Source organism: Streptomyces sp. NPDC006332 (genome assembly GCF_040612855.1).
Taxonomy (GTDB): Bacteria; Actinomycetota; Actinomycetes; order Streptomycetales; family Streptomycetaceae; genus Streptomyces.
The window spans coordinates 1-17,253 of record NZ_JBEXRA010000006.1 but is presented as its reverse complement, the minus strand read 5'-3'; the positions used below and the strand labels follow the sequence as shown (position 1 = coordinate 17,253).

At 71.8% G+C, this 17,253-nt stretch carries 14 protein-coding genes; 7 read left to right on the top strand and 7 right to left on the bottom strand.

Features of this window, described 5'->3' with window-relative positions; translation table 11 throughout:
* Positions 1-100: 100 nt before the first annotated feature.
* From ABZ027_RS07625 to ABZ027_RS07615, 3 genes are all read right to left on the bottom strand, one after another.
* Complete coding sequence (locus ABZ027_RS07625; protein WP_356765415.1) at positions 101-721, bottom strand: hypothetical protein; 621 nt, start codon at positions 719-721, stop codon at positions 101-103.
* Positions 722-795: 74 nt separating this feature from the next.
* Complete coding sequence (locus ABZ027_RS07620) at positions 796-1,335, bottom strand: SigE family RNA polymerase sigma factor (protein ID WP_356765413.1); 540 nt, start codon at positions 1,333-1,335, stop codon at positions 796-798.
* Between the two features lie 222 nt (positions 1,336-1,557).
* Positions 1,558-2,493: an A/G-specific adenine glycosylase gene (locus tag ABZ027_RS07615; RefSeq protein WP_356765411.1), complete on the bottom strand. Its 936-nt coding sequence runs from the start codon at positions 2,491-2,493 to the stop codon at positions 1,558-1,560.
* A gap of 393 nt (positions 2,494-2,886) precedes the next feature.
* Here ABZ027_RS07615 and ABZ027_RS07610 point away from each other — a divergent pair, with 393 nt between their 5' ends.
* A complete protein-coding gene (locus tag ABZ027_RS07610; protein ID WP_356765409.1) occupies positions 2,887-3,726 on the top strand; it encodes a hypothetical protein in 840 nt (279 codons plus the stop codon).
* Between the two features lie 44 nt (positions 3,727-3,770).
* Here ABZ027_RS07610 and disA read toward each other — a convergent pair whose 3' ends face one another.
* Positions 3,771-4,895: a DNA integrity scanning diadenylate cyclase DisA gene (gene disA, locus ABZ027_RS07605; RefSeq protein WP_356765407.1), complete on the bottom strand. Its 1,125-nt coding sequence runs from the start codon at positions 4,893-4,895 to the stop codon at positions 3,771-3,773.
* 79 nt (positions 4,896-4,974) lie between these two features.
* Positions 4,975-6,384 carry a DNA repair protein RadA gene (radA, locus tag ABZ027_RS07600; RefSeq protein WP_356765405.1) on the bottom strand — a complete coding sequence of 470 codons (1,410 nt, stop codon included), beginning with the start codon at positions 6,382-6,384 and terminating at the stop codon, positions 4,975-4,977.
* A gap of 228 nt (positions 6,385-6,612) precedes the next feature.
* On the opposite strand from radA, the gene ABZ027_RS07595 reads away from it, so the two are divergent.
* Positions 6,613-8,349 carry a hypothetical protein gene (locus ABZ027_RS07595; RefSeq protein WP_356765403.1) on the top strand — a complete coding sequence of 579 codons (1,737 nt, stop codon included), beginning with the start codon at positions 6,613-6,615 and terminating at the stop codon, positions 8,347-8,349.
* Positions 8,350-8,834: 485 nt separating this feature from the next.
* Here the strand turns inward: ABZ027_RS07595 and ABZ027_RS07590 are convergent, their stop codons facing one another.
* Positions 8,835-9,683 (bottom strand): hypothetical protein, encoded by an 849-nt coding sequence (locus tag ABZ027_RS07590; protein WP_356765401.1) that lies wholly within the window; start codon positions 9,681-9,683, stop codon positions 8,835-8,837.
* Positions 9,684-9,868: 185 nt separating this feature from the next.
* Between ABZ027_RS07590 and ABZ027_RS07585 the strand changes: the two genes are divergently transcribed.
* From ABZ027_RS07585 to ilvD, 4 genes are all read left to right on the top strand, one after another.
* Positions 9,869-10,801, top strand: a complete 933-nt coding sequence (locus tag ABZ027_RS07585; RefSeq protein ID WP_356765399.1) for a Ppx/GppA phosphatase family protein — start codon at positions 9,869-9,871, stop codon at positions 10,799-10,801.
* A 166-nt stretch (positions 10,802-10,967) separates the two neighbouring features.
* Positions 10,968-11,798: a sugar phosphate isomerase/epimerase gene (locus ABZ027_RS07580; RefSeq protein ID WP_356765397.1), complete on the top strand. Its 831-nt coding sequence runs from the start codon at positions 10,968-10,970 to the stop codon at positions 11,796-11,798.
* The gene (locus ABZ027_RS07575; RefSeq protein ID WP_356765395.1) at positions 11,795-12,424 is read left to right on the top strand and encodes a TetR family transcriptional regulator; all 630 of its coding nucleotides are present in this window, start codon (positions 11,795-11,797) and stop codon (positions 12,422-12,424) included. The genes ABZ027_RS07580 and ABZ027_RS07575 overlap by 4 nt, the downstream gene beginning before the upstream one ends.
* 162 nt (positions 12,425-12,586) lie before the next feature.
* Complete coding sequence (gene ilvD, locus ABZ027_RS07570) at positions 12,587-14,440, top strand: dihydroxy-acid dehydratase (protein ID WP_356765393.1); 1,854 nt, start codon at positions 12,587-12,589, stop codon at positions 14,438-14,440.
* 71 nt (positions 14,441-14,511) lie between these two features.
* On the opposite strand, the gene ABZ027_RS07565 is transcribed toward ilvD, so the two are convergent.
* Complete coding sequence (locus ABZ027_RS07565) at positions 14,512-16,620, bottom strand: serine/threonine-protein kinase (protein ID WP_356765391.1); 2,109 nt, start codon at positions 16,618-16,620, stop codon at positions 14,512-14,514.
* A gap of 182 nt (positions 16,621-16,802) precedes the next feature.
* Between ABZ027_RS07565 and ABZ027_RS07560 the strand changes: the two genes are divergently transcribed.
* The gene (locus ABZ027_RS07560; protein WP_356765389.1) at positions 16,803-17,141 is read left to right on the top strand and encodes an SH3 domain-containing protein; all 339 of its coding nucleotides are present in this window, start codon (positions 16,803-16,805) and stop codon (positions 17,139-17,141) included.
* The last annotated feature ends 112 nt before the right edge of the window (positions 17,142-17,253 follow it).

Sequence of the window (17,253 nt, the reverse complement as noted above, 5' to 3'; positions counted from 1 at the left end):
TGATCGGGTCGGCGGGCCCGATCGGTTCACGGCGTCACGGACCCATCTTCACGGTCCGGTGTCAAGAACGTGTCAGCCGGGGTGGGCCGGATCAGCCGAGTCAGTCGGCCGGCGCCGGTGTGGGGGCGTCCTCGGCCGTCTTCCCGTAGTCGTTGCGTGAGCTGTACGTCTGGACGAAACGGGTGCCGCGCCAGTGGTAGGTGTTCACGATCTCCCCGGACGGGGCCGACACCGGGTCGCCCTTCTCGTACACCTGTTTGGTCACCACCAGATCACCGCGGTCGATCTCCGCGTAGACCGGCGGCTCCTCGGCCTTGAAGACGTTCCGGTACGAACCATCCTGCTCGCGATACACATACGAGCCGATCCCGACCGCGTCTCCGCAGGTCAGCACGTTGACGACGATGTCGTCCGCCGCCCCGCCGGTCAGGTCGCCGTACGACACGTCCACCGGGTACTTGTCGGCCACGCACGGCTTCAGCTCGCGCTTGACCTCCGCGGAGACCGCCGGATCGGCCTTGACGAGGCGGACGGCGTTGACGCGGTCGGTCGTCCGCGAAGGGGAGGGTGAGGGCGACGCGGAGATCTTGGCCCCCGCCATCGAGTCGGCGTGCGCCGGGCCCTCGTCGCGTGCGCCGGTGCCGCCGGTGCCGCACGCGGACACGAAAAGGCCTAGGGCGGCGAGCACGGCCACCGCCGTGATCGCCGCCTGGAAAGTCACCCGGGCGGGTGTGGGCCCCGGCGGGCGAGGGCCAATTCCGTCAGGGCCCCCACCCGCGCGCCCGGCCCTGGTGTCTAGGCCGCGCAACGCTCCCGCTCCTCACGCTCCAGCGCGCGTGCGTCCAGGTCGCGGCTCTCCAACTCCTCGCGGAGCCGGGCGAGCGCCCGGTGCAGCGTGCTCTTGACGGTTCCGGCCGACATGCCGAGTGCGGCGGCCGTCTCCTCCGTGGACATCTGCTCCCAGTGTCGCAGGACTACGACGCTGCGCTGCTTGGGGGCGAGGACCTTCATGACATCCATCAGCAGGGCACGGTCCGCGTGCTGCTCGGTGGCGTCGTCGACCGAGGCGTCCGGGAGCTGCTCGGTCGGCACCTCCTCCAGCTTCCGTGCCCGCCACCACTCGGTCCGGGTGTTGATCATGACCCGGCGCAGGTAGGCGTCCGCGAGCCGCTTGTCCGCGATCCCGTCCCAGCGGCCGTACGTCCGCACCAGCGCCGTCTGGAGCAGGTCCTGCGCGTCGACAGGGTCCGGGACCAGCCGGCGTGCGCTGCGCAGCAGCGCGTCCTGCCGGGTGCGGACGTACTCCTCGAATCCGAGCACCTCGCCCTGCGCCATGTCGACCGCCTCCTGATCCCCGTGTCCGCCGGCTTACGCACCGTCGGTCTGTCCTCCGTCGTCCCCGGTCCGCCGGGTACGCAGATGAAGCTACGGAGGTGTTGTCACGGGGCTGTGCGAAGCAGCGCTCGGCTAGCACTCGGCTGTCCGTCGGTTGTGTAACAGAAGTAGGGACGGGGTAAGGCGGCACGCCGATTGGTGCCGGTACAGGGCGATTTGGCGTCAGCTCCGTGTCAACGGCAGCCGATACAAACCACCCGGGAGAGGTTCCACCAGACCGTCCGAGACCAGACCGTCCAGTGCCCGGGCGCGCTGCACCGGCTCGTGCCACACCCGGTCCAGGGCCGGCTGCGGGACGGGGCCGCGCGCCTCGCGCAGCACGGCGAGCAGCCGGCCGCGCACCTGCCGGTCCGTACCGGCGTACGTCTGGCCCCGGCGCGGCGGGCCCTCGTGCTCCGGCTTGCCCGCGAGGCGCCAGGCGCACTGCGCGGCGATCGGGCAGCGGTGGCAGCTCTCGTTCTTCGCGGTGCAGACGAGTGCGCCCAGCTCCATGGACGCGGCAGCCCACCGCGCGGCCGTCCGCTCCTCCTCGGGCAACAGCGAGCGGGCCAGCTTGCGTTCGGCGGCGGTGGTGGCGTTCGGCGGGTACCGCACCCCGGTCACGGCCCGGGCGAAGACCCGGCGGACGTTGGTGTCCAGTACCGCGTGCCGCTGCCCGTACGCGAAGGAGGCGACGGCGGCGGCCGTGTACTCGCCGATCCCGGGCAGCGCCAGCAACTGGGCGTGGTCCTTCGGTACGTCGCCACCGTGCCGTTCCGTTATGGCGACGGCGGCGCCGTGCAGCCGCAGTGCGCGGCGCGGGTAGCCGAGCCGGCCCCAGGCGCGCACGGCCTCGCCCGGCGCGTCCGCGGCCAGGTCGGCGGGGCGCGGCCAGCGGGCCAGCCACTGCTCGTAGACGGGCAGGACGCGGTTCACCGGCGTCTGCTGCAACATGAACTCGCTCACCATCACCCCCCACGGGCCGGCCTCGGGGCGCCGCCACGGCAGGTCGCGGGCGTGCTCGTCGAACCAGTCGATGACGGGGGCGTGGAGCGGCTCGCCGGGGGCGTCGCCGACGGGGCTGTTGACGGGGCGCGGGGACTTCGTGGGCACAGTCATGACATTCCGATCCTGCCATGACGAAGGGCACGTACGTGTGTTCCCGGGCGTGCGCTGGTGTGTCCGTGGTCGGGAGAGCAGTTGGAGAGGCGTCCGCCGGCCTGCCGACGGCGCCTGGCCGACGGGGCCTCCTTCGGTGGGGGAGCGCGCGGGGCGCACCTGACGGTGCCGGTGCGGACCGTGGGCGCGCGCGTCGGGGTTCGTGCCCTCGACGTCCCTGATCACGGACCGTCATGAAACGGGCGAAGTCGTCACCGTTCGCGATCGTCACCTGCCGCTCCCGGCGACGGGCGGGGCGGGACGGCCCGTTCCGGCATGATGATCCGGAAAAGTTGTGATCCACGGCGGCGGGTGGCGCAAGCTCACGCGCCGATCTCTCGTACAGTTTGCGCCGTGGGATCTCTGCGCAATCCGGTCGGGCCGCTTCCCTCCTCCATCTACTGGCGGCGGAGGGTCGTACTGGTGTCCGTGCTGGCCCTGTTGGCGCTGGTGGTCGCCTGGATCGCCATGTCCGGCGGCTCAGGCGGCAAGAACGGTGCCGACGGGCCCAGCGACAAGAATCCCTCACCCTCGACGATCACTCCGGGGCCTACGGGATCCGGGCCCGCGATCAGTCAAGCGCCCGGCGGGCGCGAGGAGTCGAGCGGCGGGGGCTCGGGAGGCTCGGGGACCGCCGGCGGTTCGGGCGACGGTTCGAGTTCGGGCGCCGGGTCCGGTTCGGACGGCGTCGGCGGGGCCGGCGGCTCGGAGGGTTCGGGCGGTGGGGCCGCCGTCGGCGGCTCGGGCGGCGGGGTCACCGCCGGTGACACCCTCCCCGCGAGTTCCACGCTTCCCAACTGCACCGCGGGGGCCACGAAGTTGACCGTGCGCAGCCTCCACAACACGTACGGACCCGGATCCACTCCCGCCCTGCTGCTCACCGCGACGAACTCCTCGGGCGGTGACTGCAAGGTCGATCTCGGCCCGAAGAACACGGTGTTGACGATCACTCAGGCGGGGGGCGACGACGACTACTGGTCCTCCGCGGACTGCGTCAAGACCTCCGGGAACCTGGTATTCCGGGTGCCGGCCGACAGCAGCGTCACATACACGGTGAAGTGGAACCGCAAGCCCAGCGCCCCCAAGTGCGCGACGCCCCCGGCGGGGTCCGCCGAGGCCGGGACGTACCTGGTGGAGGCCAAGGCCCCCGGCTTCGGGACCGCGCAGACGTCGTTCGTGCTCCAGAACGACTGAGCGCCTAGGAGAGAACGAGCGCTACGACTTGGACGTGGCGCTCCCTAGACGTAGCGCTCCAGGATCGACGACTCCGCCAGCCGGGAGAGGCCCTCCCGCACGCTCCGTGCCCGCGCCTCGCCGACGCCGTCCACGGCCTGCAGGTCGTCCACGCTCGCGGCCAGCAGCTTCTGCAGGCCGCCGAAGTGCTCCACCAGCCGGTCGATGATCGCGCCCGGCAGCCTGGGCACCTTGGCGAGCAGCCTGAAGCCCCGCGGGGACACCGCCGAGTCGAGCGCCTCCGGTGAGCCCGTGTAGCCCAACGCCCTTGCCACCGTGGGCAGTTCGAGAAGCTCGGCGTGGGTGAGCGCGTCCAGCTCGTACAGCGCCTCGTCCACCGTGCGGGAGCGCTTCGCGGTGGGCTCGGGGACGTAGTCCCGCACGACCAGCTCACGCTCGGGCTCCACACCGGCGATCAACTCGTCCAGCTGCAGCGCCAGCAGCCGCCCGTCGGTGCCGAGCTCCACCACGTACTCGGCGATCTCGGTGGCGATACGGCGGACCATCTCAAGGCGCTGGGCCACGGCCGAGACGTCCCGGACGGTCACCAGGTCCTCGATCTCCAGCGCGGACAGCGTGCCCGCGACCTCGTCGAGGCGGAGCTTGTAGCGCTCCAGGGTCGCCAGTGCCTGGTTGGCACGGGACAGGATCGCCGCCGAGTCCTCCAGGACCCGGCGCTGGCCGTGGACGTACAGGGCGATCAGCCGCATCGACTGGGAGACCGAGACGACCGGGAAGCCGACCTGCTTGCTCACCCGGTCCGCGGTGCGGTGCCGCGTACCCGTCTCCTCGGTGGGGATCGTCGGGTCGGGGAGCAGTTGGACGCCCGCCCGGAGGATCTTCGACAGGTCGGAGGACAACACGATGCCGCCGTCGAGCTTGCACAGCTCCCGCAGTCGCGTCGCCGTGAACTCGACATCCAGGACGAAACCGCCCGTACACATCGATTCGACCGTCTTGTCGGAGCCGAGCAGGATGAGGCCGCCGGTGTTGCCGCGCAGGACCCGCTCAAGGCCGTCACGCAGGGGTGTTCCGGGAGCCACGGCGCTCAGTGAGGCACGCATCATGCCATCGGCACCGGAACTCCCGCCGGACTTTCCGGGAGCTGCTGCCCGGTCGTTGGCTGCCACTGCACTCCTCCGGTCGCAGGTTCTGGGGCGCTCCCCTCGCACAAGCGGTTCGTACGGACGGGCGAGACCAGGGCAAAGTCTACCGGCGGTCCTCGTCGTCCCGTGGGGCCTCTCGCCTACGCGAGCGGGGAAGGACTCTCAGAGCGTCTCCTATGTCGGCGACTTCCAACACCTTCATGCCCGCCGGGACCTTGCCCGGATCGCCCGGTACGAGCGCGTGCGTGAAGCCCAGACGGTGTGCTTCGGCGAGCCTGCGCTGCACCCCCGTGACCCTTCTGACCTCGCCCGCCAGGCCCACCTCGCCGATCGCGACGAGGTTCTTCGGGAGCGGGGTGTCACTGGCCGCCGAGGCCAGCGCGAGTGCGACGGCGAGGTCGGCGGCGGGTTCCGACAACTTCACACCGCCCACCGTCGCGGAGTAGATGTCCCTTTTGCCCAGAGCGCTGATTTTTCCGCGCTGTTCCAGGACGGCGAGCATCATCGACACCCGGGAGGTCTCCAGACCGGACGTCGTACGCCTGGGCGAGGGGATCTGCGAGTCGACGGTGAGCGCCTGGACCTCGGCGACCAGGGGGCGGCGGCCCTCCAGGGTGACGGTGAGGCAGGTGCCGGGCACCGGTTCTGCGCGCCGGGTCAGGAACAGGCCGCTGGGGTCGGCGAGGCCGGTGATGCCCTCGTCGTGCAGCTCGAAGCAGCCGACCTCGTCCGTGGCGCCGTAGCGGTTCTTGACGCCTCGTACGAGACGCAGGCGGGCGTGCCGGTCACCCTCGAAGCTCAGCACGACGTCCACGAGGTGCTCCAGGAGGCGGGGCCCGGCGATGGCTCCGTCCTTGGTGACATGGCCCACCAGGAGAGTCGCCATCCCGCGCTCCTTGGAGGCCCGGATCAGCGCCCCCGCCACCTCCCGCACCTGTGCCATGCCGCCGGGCGCGCCGTCGATCTCCGGGGAGGCCACCGTCTGCACCGAGTCGACGATCAGCAGGGACGGCTTCACCGCGTCCAAGTGGCCCAGCACGGCGGACAGGTCGGTCTCGGCGGCGAGATACAGGTGGTCGTCGATCGCACCGATCCGGTCGGCGCGCATCCGTACCTGGCTCGCGGACTCCTCGCCGGTCACATAGAGGGTGCGGTGCTCGTTGCTGGCCGACTTGGCCGCCACGTCCAGGAGCAGCGTGGACTTGCCGACGCCGGGCTCGCCCGCGAGCAGCACCACGGCGCCGGGGACCAGGCCGCCGCCGAGCACCCGGTCCAGTTCGGGCACGCCGGTGGCGCGGGCGGTCGCCTGGCGGCCGTCGACCTGGCCGATGGGCAGGGCGGAGGTGGTGACGCGGCCCGGTGTCGTCGTCCGCACGGCGGGCGTGCCGTACTCCTCGACCGTCCCCCAGGCCTGGCACTCGGGGCAGCGGCCGAGCCACTTGGCCGTCTGCCAGCCGCACTCGGTGCAGCGGTAGGACGGGCGCTCCTTGCTGGACTTCGTACGGGCAGCCATGCACGAACCGTAACCGGCACCACTGACAGCGCGGACGGGACCCGGACGACGTGCCGTGCACCGCCCGCTCCCACCGCGCCGTCACCCCGCGTGATCCGGCCACTCCCTTCGAGAACAAGCCACGGAAGGAGTCGTTCCTGTCCCCTATTGAGGGATCGTTTCACCCGTATGGATTAAAAGAACTCAAGGGACAAGAAGGGGCGAACCCGCGCCCCCTACGGTCCACGGGTGATGAGCAGCAGTCCGGAGACCTCGACCCGCATCACCGGCGCGCACCGGGCGCACCGGGAGGCACGCGACCGCGCGGCGGCGCGCACGCTGGCGCACTTGCCGCTCGCGCGCTACGAGCCGTACCTGGACGGCCTGTTCACCTACTGCCTGTCCGTGCTGTGCGACCACGACGCCGCGACCGCCGCCCTGCGCGATGCCCTCGCGCTCGCCGGGAAGCGCCGCGGCCCCGAGGCCGACGGGGATCGCCGGGCCTGGCTGTACGCGCTGGCCCGCTGGACCTGTCTGCGCACGCTGGCCGAGGCCAAGCAGAAACGTCAGAGCACGCACGCGGCGGGCCGCCCCGGCGCCGACCGGCGTCGCAGCGCGCAGCCCGACACCCCGCCGGTCCCCGACGACCTCCAGGAGGAGCGCAGGCGTGAACTGGCCCTGCTCGCCTGGCCGGAGGCCGCCGGTACCACCCCGGAGCAGCGCGAGGCGCTCGAACTCGCCGTGCGCCACCACCTCTCCGCCCCTGAACTCGCCGCCGTCCTCGGTCTGGACCCCGCCGCCGCCCGCGAACTGCTCGCCTGCGCCGCCTGCGAGGTCGAGCGCACCCGCGCGGCCCTGGCCGTCGTGGAGACCGGCGGCTGTCCGAGCGTCGCCCGGCTCACCGGCGACAAGGAGATGGTGCTCAGCACGGCCCTGCGCCGCGAACTCGTCCGGCACGTCGACGACTGCCCGCGCTGCCGTCGCACCGCCGAGCGCACCACCCCCGGCCGCTGGCCCGGCGCCGTCGTCACCCCCGCCGAACTGCCGGTCCTGGCGGCGCCCCGCACGGCCCTGAGCGAGGCGATGGCGCACCTCCCGCGCGCGCGGCGCGGCGCGCCCCGCTTCAACCGGCGCGGCTTCCCGATGGACCCCAAGGACCGTGCCGCGCGCCGGGACCGGCTGCGCGCGCGTGCCGTCACCACGACCGTCGTCGCCACCGTCGTCGCCGCCCCCGTACTGGCCCTGTGGGCCGCCTACCGGGGCACCACCCCGACCGGCGAGGGCCCGGGCGGCCACTCCGTGAGCGCCGGCGAGGCGCACGGGCCCGGCACCCTCGACGGTGAGAACGCCGCCGGCGGCTACGAGAACGCCGGCAACGCCAGCGCCAGAAGCGGTGGCCGCTTCGCCAAGGACGCCAAGGCCGACGTCTCCGTGGAGGTCATCAGCGTCGCCGGCGGGGGCCGGAAGGGCGCCGGACACCTGGAGGTGGCGGCCGACAGCCACGGCGACACCACCCTGGTCACCCTCACGGCGACCGGCTCAGCGCCCGTGCGCTGGTCCGCGACCACCCCGGCGGCCTGGCTCTACCTCAGCCGGTCCTCGGGAACGCTCGAACCGGGCGAATCGTTGACGATCAAGGTGTACGTCGACCATCTGCGCGAGCCGTCCGGGCACTGGATCGCGCGGGTGGCGATCTCACCGGTCGGCGCCATCGTCTCCATCGAGGGCTACGGCACCGCGCCCGGCCCCGCCGCCCCCGAGCCGGCGGACTCCGGCCACGGCCACCACGCCCCCGGCCACGGCACCCCTACGCTGCCCCCGTCCGACCCCGACCCCACGCCCCCGCCCACCCTCGACCCCACCCCCGCCGACCCGCCCCCGCCCTCCGCCCCGGAGCCGACCCAGACCGACCCGGCCCCACCCGACCCGGGGGACTCGTCGCCACCACCCAGCGAGGGCGGCGACCCGAGCCCGTTCACGTCGTAGATCCGACAGGACAGGCCGTGGGCCATGCCAGCCGAACGGCTCCGCGAGCCGCGAAAGGGAGGGCACAGCCCGGCGCCGATGCGGAAGCCGCGAAGCCCGCGGGAGCTGCGAAGCCCGCGAAAGCCGCGAAGCCGACGGGAGCCGCGAAGGAGGGCACGCCCCGCCGCCGATGCGGGAGCGGCGAAGCCGCCAGAGCCGCGAAGCCCGTGGAAGCCGCGAAAGCCGACGGGAGCCGCGAAGCCGACGGGAGCCGCGAAGGAGGGCACGCCCCGCCGCCGATGCGGGAGCCGCGAAGCCGCCAGAGCCGCGAAGCCCGCGAAAGCCGCGAAGCCCGCCACAGCCGCGAAGCCCGCGAAAGCCGCGAAGCCCGCCACAGCCACGAAGCCCGCGGACCCGCGAGGTCCCCAGCACCGCCCTGCCGACGTCCGCCAGCCCTGCTCTCACCGCCCCGCCGAGACCCGCCAGCCCTCCCCTCCGCCGCCCCCTCAGTCGACAGGATCCGCCGGATGAGGCGCCAGCAGCGGCAGCTGCGAGGCCAGGCGCTCCTCGCACAGCTCGACCAGCCGGTCGTAGCCCGCCTTGCCCAACAGCTCGATCAACTCCGGCCGATAGGACACGTACACCGGATCGCCCGCGCCGTGCGCCGAGGTCGCCGACGTGCACCACCAGTGCAGGTCGTGGCCGCCCGGACCCCAGCCGCGTCGGTCGTACTCACCGATCGACACCTGCAGCACCCGCGTGTCGTCGGGCCGGTCGATCCACTCGTACGTCCGCCGCACCGGCAGCTGCCAGCAGACGTCCGGCTTGGTCTCCAGCGGCTCGCGGCCCTCCTTCAGGGCGAGGATGTGCAGCGAGCAGCCCGCGCCGCCCGCGAAACCGGGCCGGTTCTGGAAGATGCACGAGCCCTGGAACGGCCGGGTCTGCCGGTCGCCGTCCTCGTCCTCCGACACCCAGCCGTGCGCCACGCCCTCGTCGTGGTTCTGCCAGATGTCCGGAGTGAGCCTGGCCACATGCCCGGCGACGCGTTTCTCGTCGTCCTCGTCGGAGAAGTGGGCACCCAGGGTGCAGCACCCGTCGTCCGCGCGGCCCGCCTGGATGCCCTGGCAGCCGCTGCCGAAGATGCAGTTCCAGCGAGAGGTCAGCCATGTCAGATCGCACCGGAAGACCTGCTCTTCGTCCGCCGGATCAGGAAACTCCACCCACGCGCGCGCGAAGTCGAGGCCCTTCTCGTCGGCTTCCAGGGCCTTCCTCGACTTCTTCGGTGCTGTCACCTGCGAAGAACCCTGAAGCGTTTTGGCCGTCTTGTCGTTCTTCGCCTTTTTCGTCTTTGGCACCCGTCCAGGGTAAGTCGCTCACGGCCGGTCCAGAGCCAGCCGTCGGCACGGCTTCCGCGACGGCCTCAGCGACAGCTTCCGAGACGGCCCCCAGAAAGGCTTCGAGGACGGCATCCGCGGCGAAGAGGACGGAGAACACCGCACCGGAGGCAGCCCACGGCTTCGCTGGCAGTAGCGTTCCGTACATGAGACTCGGTGTCCTCGACGTGGGATCGAACACGGTGCACCTGCTGGTGGTGGATGCGCACCCCGGGGCGTGCCCGCTGCCCGCACACTCGCACAAGGCGGAGCTGCGCCTGGCCCAACTGCTCGACACGGACGGAGCCATAGGTCCCGAGGGCGTCGACAAACTGGTCGGGGTCATCAAGGAGGCGCTCCAGGCCGCCGAGGACAAGGGCGTCGAGGACCTGCTGCCGTTCGCGACCTCAGCCGTGCGCGAGGCCACCAACGCGGACGACGTCCTGGCACGCGTGCAGGCCGAGACCGGCGTCGACCTCCAGGTCCTGGCCGGCGCCGAGGAGGCCCGGCTCACCTTCCTCGCCGCCCGCCGCTGGTTCGGCTGGTCGGCCGGAAAACTGCTGGTCCTGGACATCGGCGGCGGCTCCCTCGAGGTCGCGTACGGCATCGACGAGGAACCGGACGCCGCGGTGTCGCTGCCGCTCGGCGCGGGCCGCCTCACCGCGGGCTGGCTCCCCGAGGACCCCCCGGACCAGGACGCGATCAGGGCCCTGCGGCGCCATGTCCGCGCCCAGATCGCCCGTACCGTCGGCGAGTTCACCCGCTTCGGCACCCCCGACCACGTGGTCGCCACGTCCAAGACCTTCAAGCAGCTCGCCCGCCTCGCCGGCGCGGCCCGCTCCGCCGACGGCCTCTACGTCCAGCGTGAACTCAAGCGGGAGTCCCTGGAGGCCTGGGTGCCGCGGCTGGCCGGCATGACCACCGCCCAGCGCGCCGAACTCCCCGGCGTCTCGGTGGGCCGCGCCAACCAGCTCCTCGCGGGCGCCCTGGTGGCGGAGGGCGCGATGGACCTGTTGGGTGTGGACAGCGTGGAGATATGCCCATGGGCCCTGCGGGAGGGCGTGATCCTGCGGCGACTTGACCACATGGGTTCGCCGTAGCGCCTGAATTCGCCGTAGCGCCGGAAGACGTACGGAGCCGTGCCGACGCGCGGCTCCACCGGGTGGGCACGAGCCACCACAAAGCGCCCGCCCCCGCCCGTGGCGAACACCACAACGGCGAACAGGCCCCCCGCACCCACCCGACCGCACCCCTTAGGCTGGCCCGGTGGCTGAACCAAGGGACGTAGTCCGTATCCCGGATGCGAAGGTCGCCCTGTCGACGGCCTCCGTCTACCCGGAGTCGACGGCGACGGCCTTCGAGATCGCCGCGCGCCTCGGCTACGACGGCGTCGAGGTCATGGTGTGGACCGACCCCGTCAGCCAGGACATCCAGGCGCTGCGCAGACTCAGCGACTACCACGGCGTCCCGATCCTCGCGGTGCACGCGCCCTGCCTGCTCATCACGCAGCGCGTGTGGTCCACCGACCCGTGGGTCAAGCTCCAGCGCGCCCGCGCCGCCGCCGAGAAGCTCGGCGCGAGCACCGTCGTCGTGCACCCGCCGTTCCGCTGGCAGCGCCAGTACGCCCGCGACTTCGTCACCGGGATCTGGCGGATGGCGAACGAGACGGACGTACGGTTCGCGGTCGAGAACATGTACCCCTGGCGCTACCGCGACCGCGAGATGCTCGCCTACGCGCCCGACTGGGACGTGACCAAGGACGACTACCGGCACTTCACCATCGACCTGAGCCACACCTCGACGGCCCGCGCGGACGCGATCGAGATGGTCGACCGCATGGCCGACCGCCTCGGCCACGTCCACCTCGCCGACGGCAGGGGCTCGGCCAAGGACGAGCACCTGGTCCCCGGCCGCGGCACCCAGCCCTGCGCCGAACTGCTGGAACGCCTCGCCGTGACCGGCTTCGACGGCCATGTCGTGATCGAGGTCAACACCCGCCGCGCGATGTCCGGCGCCGAGCGCGAGGCCGACCTCGCCGAGGCGCTGGCCTTCGCACGGCTGCACCTGGCCTCGACCGTGCGGGTGCCCCGACGATGACCGGCGAAGGCGCCCCATCGACGGGCGGGGCCACCGCACGCGGGCGGGGCCGCCCCCCTCGTACGGAATCGGCGGACACCCGCGACCGCATCCTGACCGCGGCCCGTGCGGAGTTCTCCGAGCGGGGCTACGACAAGGCGTCGGTGCGGGGGATCGCCAAGGCCGCCGGGGTCGACGCGGCCCTGGTCCACCACTACTTCGGCACCAAGGAACAGGTCTTCGAGGCGGCGATCACGGTCGCCTTCGCGCCCGCGCTGAACGCTCCGGACGCGGTCGCCGACGGCCCGCTGGACGGGGTCGGCGAGCGTCTGACCCGCTTCGTCCTCGGTATCTGGGAGAACCCGACCACCCGTACCCCGCTGCTGGCGATCGTCCGCTCGGCGGTGAACAACGAGACCGCGGCCGCCGTCTTCCGCCGCCTGGTCGTCTCCCAGCTGCTGCGTCGCGTCGCCGCCCAGCTGGACCTGCCGGACGCCGAACTGCGTGCCGAGCTGGCCGCGGCGCAGCTGGTCGGCACCGCGATACTGCGGTACGTGATCAAGGTCGAGCCGCTGGCGTCGGCGGACGTGGAGCAGATCGTCGCCCGGTTGGCACCGGTGGTGCAGGGACATCTGACCGGCGACTGATCGCGCGCCCCGCGAACCGGCGGCCCGCCCGGCCCTGACGAGTCCCGACGAGTCCCAACGATCCCGAGACAGGCATCCCGCATTCCGGACACCCCGTCCCGACCCCTGGATGACCGGCGTACGCTCAATAACAGCCATACCTGTCTGAAGGAGCGAGCGACGATGCCCGAGCTGAGGTCCCGCACAGTCACCCACGGCCGCAACATGGCGGGCGCACGCGCCCTTATGCGCGCCTCCGGTGTACCCGGTGCGGACATCGGCCGCAAGCCGATCATCGCGGTCGCCAACAGCTTCACCGAGTTCGTGCCGGGCCACACCCACCTGCAGCCGGTCGGCCGGATCGTCAGCGAGGCGATCGTCGAGGCCGGCGGCATCCCGCGCGAGTTCAACACGATCGCGGTGGACGACGGCATCGCGATGGGCCACGGCGGCATGCTGTACTCCCTGCCCTCCCGCGACCTCATCGCGGACTCTGTCGAGTACATGGTCGAGGCCCACTGTGCCGACGCCCTGGTCTGCATCTCCAACTGCGACAAGATCACCCCGGGCATGCTGAACGCGGCCCTGCGCCTGAACATCCCGACGGTCTTCGTCTCCGGCGGCCCGATGGAGTCCGGCCGCGCCACCCTGGTCGACGGCACGGTCCGCACGCTCGACCTGGTCGACGCGATCTCCGACGCCGTGAACGACAAGATCTCGGACGAGGACATCCTCCGTATCGAGGAGAACGCCTGTCCGACCTGCGGCAGCTGTTCCGGCATGTTCACCGCCAACTCGATGAACTGCCTCACCGAGGCCATCGGCCTCTCCCTCCCCGGCAACGGCTCGGTCCTGGCCACGCACACGGCCCGCAAGCAGCTGTACGTCGACGCGGCCCGCACGGTCATGGACATCACCCGCCGCTACTACGAGCAGGACGACGACACCGTCCTCCCGCGGGCGATCGCGACCACCGCCGCCTTCGAGAACGCGATGGCCCTGGACATCGCCATGGGCGGTTCGACGAACACGATCCTGCACCTGCTGGCGGCGGCCCAGGAGGCCGACGTCCCGTTCGGCCTGGAGGAGATCAACGAGGTCTCGCGGCGCGTGCCCTGCCTCGCGAAGGTCGCCCCGAACGTGGCCAAGGACCGCACGTACTACATGGAGGACGTGCACCGCGCCGGCGGCATCCCCGCGCTCCTCGGTGAGCTGCACCGCGCCGGCCTGCTCAACGAGGACGTGCACTCGGTGCACAGCCCGTCCCTGGCGGACTGGCTGAAGACGTGGGACGTCCGCGCCGGCTCGCCGTCCCCCGAGGCCCTGGAGCTGTGGCACGCGGCGCCCGGCTGCGTGCGCTCCGCCGAGGCCTTCTCCCAGTCCGAGCGCTGGGAGGCCCTGGACCAGGACGCCGAGGGCGGCTGCATCCGCTCCGCCGAGCACGCCTACTCCAAGGACGGCGGCCTCGCGGTCCTCAAGGGCAACCTGGCGGTCGACGGCTGCGTGGTGAAGACGGCCGGCGTCGACGAGTCGATCTGGACCTTCGAGGGCCCGGCGGTCGTCTGCGAGTCGCAGGAGCAAGCCGTCGAGAAGATCCTGCTGAAGGAGATCAAGGAGGGCGACGTCGTCGTCATCCGCTACGAGGGCCCCAAGGGCGGCCCCGGCATGCAGGAGATGCTCTACCCGACCTCGTACCTGAAGGGCCGCGGCCTCGGAAAGGCCTGCGCCCTGGTCACCGACGGCCGCTTCTCCGGCGGCACCTCCGGCCTGTCCATCGGCCACGCGTCCCCGGAGGCGGCCGCGGGCGGCACCATCGCCCTGGTCGAGGACGGCGACCGGATCCGCATCGACATCCCGGGCCGCACCATCGAGCTGCTGGTGGACCAGGCCGAACTGGCCCGCCGTGAGCAGGCCCTGGGCGGCGTCTACGCCCCGAAGAACCGTGAACGCAAGGTCTCGGCGGCACTGCGCGCGTACGCGGCGATGGCCACCAGCGCCGACAAGGGCGCCGTACGGGACGTCAGCAAGCTGGGCTGAGCGTTTTCCCGCTCCCCGCTGGTGATGCCGGGCCGCCTTCGGACTCCTCCGAGGGCGGCCCTCCGCGTCCGCTACCAGGCCGACGGATCGCGTCCGTCGACGGCGAAGACGGTGCCGTCGGGGGAACCGGCGTAGACGTGGTTGCCGACGATCACAGGCTCGGGCAGATCGGCCGCGACTTTGTCCGCGTTCTTGCCGAGTCGCGGGGAGGTCTGCCCCAGCAGTCTGCCGTCGCGGGCGTCCACCGCGAGCAGCCGCCCGTCAGGGGCCGTGAGATAGACATGCCGGCCGTCCGTCGCCGGAGCCGAGCCCCGGGACACCCCCGTCTCCAGGGACCACCGCTTCTTGCGCGCGTCCAGGTCGACGGCCACCAGCGAGCCACCGGTGCCCATCAGGTAGACGACGTTCCCGTGCACCGTGACGTTGGCCTGCTGGACCGGGACGGACAGCGGCACCCGCCGTGCACTGCGGCTGTCCGGCGAGTAGCGGACCACCGCCTCCGTGTTCCCGTACACCTGGTCGACGGCGATGAAGAAGACCGACCCGTCCGCCGTACCGACCGGCCGCAGTGACCCCGGCAGCCGGGTGTCCCACCGCACCTCACCCGTGCCCGGATCGACGGCGGTGATCCGCGTGCTCGCCCCGTCCGCCGAGGTGCTCGCCGCGTACGCCAGCGGATCCCCGCTGAACGAGACGAAGAGCGGCAGCTCGTGGCCCGGAACCCGCCGGTTCCACTTCGTGTCGCCCGTACCACCGTCGATCCCGGTGACGCCACCGTCGGCACCGGTCAGCAGCAACATGCCCCCGGCGACGGCCAGCCCGCTGTACGCGGGCACCTTCCGCTGCCAACGGGGCTTGCCCGAGGCCGGATCGAGCCCCTCCAGGTGTCGGCCCTGATCCAACGACGGCTGTACGAGGCCGCCCGCCGGGACCGGCGGTCCGCTCGTGAACGTCCTGGCGACGGAGTGGCGCCACACCAGCCGACCGTCCGACGGATTGAGGGCGAAGACCAGCCCGGCCTGGGCACAGAGCACCTTCCCCGCGCCGTACGAGCACTGCGGCGTGCCCTCCGTGTGCGTCGGCGTCGCCGCCCAGGCCCGGAACGCGGCTGCCGTCGTCGGAGAGGGAGCGCTCTTCGGCGCCGCCGTCACACTGTCGAACAGCTGGAGCGAGAGCAGCGAGGCGACCGTGACCAGACCGATCGCGCCGGCTCCGATCGCCGCCCGCCTGCCCAGGCGCCGCCTGCCGCCCCGCTCCGGCTGCGGCTCCGGCTGTGGTCCTTCGGCACGCGGCTCCGGCTCGGCCGTCTCACCCGTCCGCTGCTCCCAGACGAACGTCTGCGTGTCGTACGAGGCCGCCACCGACCGCAGCTCCCGCATCAGCTCGTCAGGCGTCGGCCGTTCCTCGGGCTCCTTGGCGAGACACCGCACGATGAGCGGAGCGAGGTTCTCCGGAACGTCGGTCATATCGGGCTCGTCGTGGACGACCTGGTAGGCGACGACGTACGGGCTGTCGGAGTCGAACGGCCCGCGTCCCGTGGCCGCGTGCACCATCACGGAGCCGAGGGCGAAGACATCGGCGGCGGGCCCGACCTCACGCGGCCGACGAAACTGCTCGGGTGCCATGAAGGGCGGAGTGCCGATCAACTTGCCCGTCTCGGTCCGCAGTTCGCTGTCCTTCGGCCGGGAAATACCGAAGTCGATGACCTTCGGCCCGTCCTCAGCGAGCAGCACGTTGCTCGGCTTCAGGTCCCGGTGCACGACCCCGACCCGATGGATGTCACGCAGCGCCTCGGCGAGACCGGCCATCAGCCGGCGCAACTGGTAGGGCCCCATCGGGCCGTTCCGCTTCACATGGTCGGACAGTGTCGGGCCGGGGATGAACAGTGTGGCCATCCACGGCCGTTCGGCCTCCGGATCGGCGTCGACGACGGACGCGGTGAAGGCACCGCTCACCCGCCGCGCGGCGGCCACCTCCTGCCGGAACCGCCCCCTGAACTCGGGGTCCTTGGCGAACCGGGCGTGCACGACCTTGACCGCGACCTTCATCCCGGAGGTGCTGCGGGCCAGGTGCACGACGCCCATCCCGCCGGACCCCAAAGACGAGTCCAGCCGGTAGTGACCGGCGTACTCGGGTAGTTCCGCTTCCACGCCCGCTCCGATGTTGTGCTGCGGCGCCATGGAACCACCCCCGTGCTGTTCGTCCGCGCGCGCGACGCACGGAGCCTAGTCGATGATGCGTACGAGACGGAGGCGGCTTGCTAGCCTCCGCGTACGAGTTACGTACATGTGTTTCATGACGTGATTCGGGGGAATCAACGGGGCCCCATGGCACTCATGGGGCACAACGGGGGAGGTCTCATATGTCTGTCGACCGTGTCGAAAAGGTACAGGGCGGCGGCGCGGAGGGCGGCGGTGTGGCGGAAGCCGACACCATGGCGGCCGCGGCGGTGAGCTACTACTCGGTCGCACCGGGCGTCCGTCTCAACGTCCGCAGCGGCCCCGGCACCGGCTACAGCCTCGTCCGCGTCCTGCCCGAGGGCGCGCGGATCCCGATCTTCTGCCAGACACCGGGCACCAACGTGTCGGGCCCGTACGGCTCGTCGAACATCTGGGACAACATCGGCGACGGCCAGTTCGTCTCGGACGCCTACGTGAAAACGGGCAGCGACGGCTACGTCGCTCAGCGCTGTTCTCTCTGACGAACCCGCCTGGTCCTCGGAAAACCAGGGTCTTGGCGACGTGTTCCGTCGTGGCGGCCGCGCTGTTCTGGAGCAGCTCGTACGCGGTGACCAAGGAGGTACTGGCGAGCGT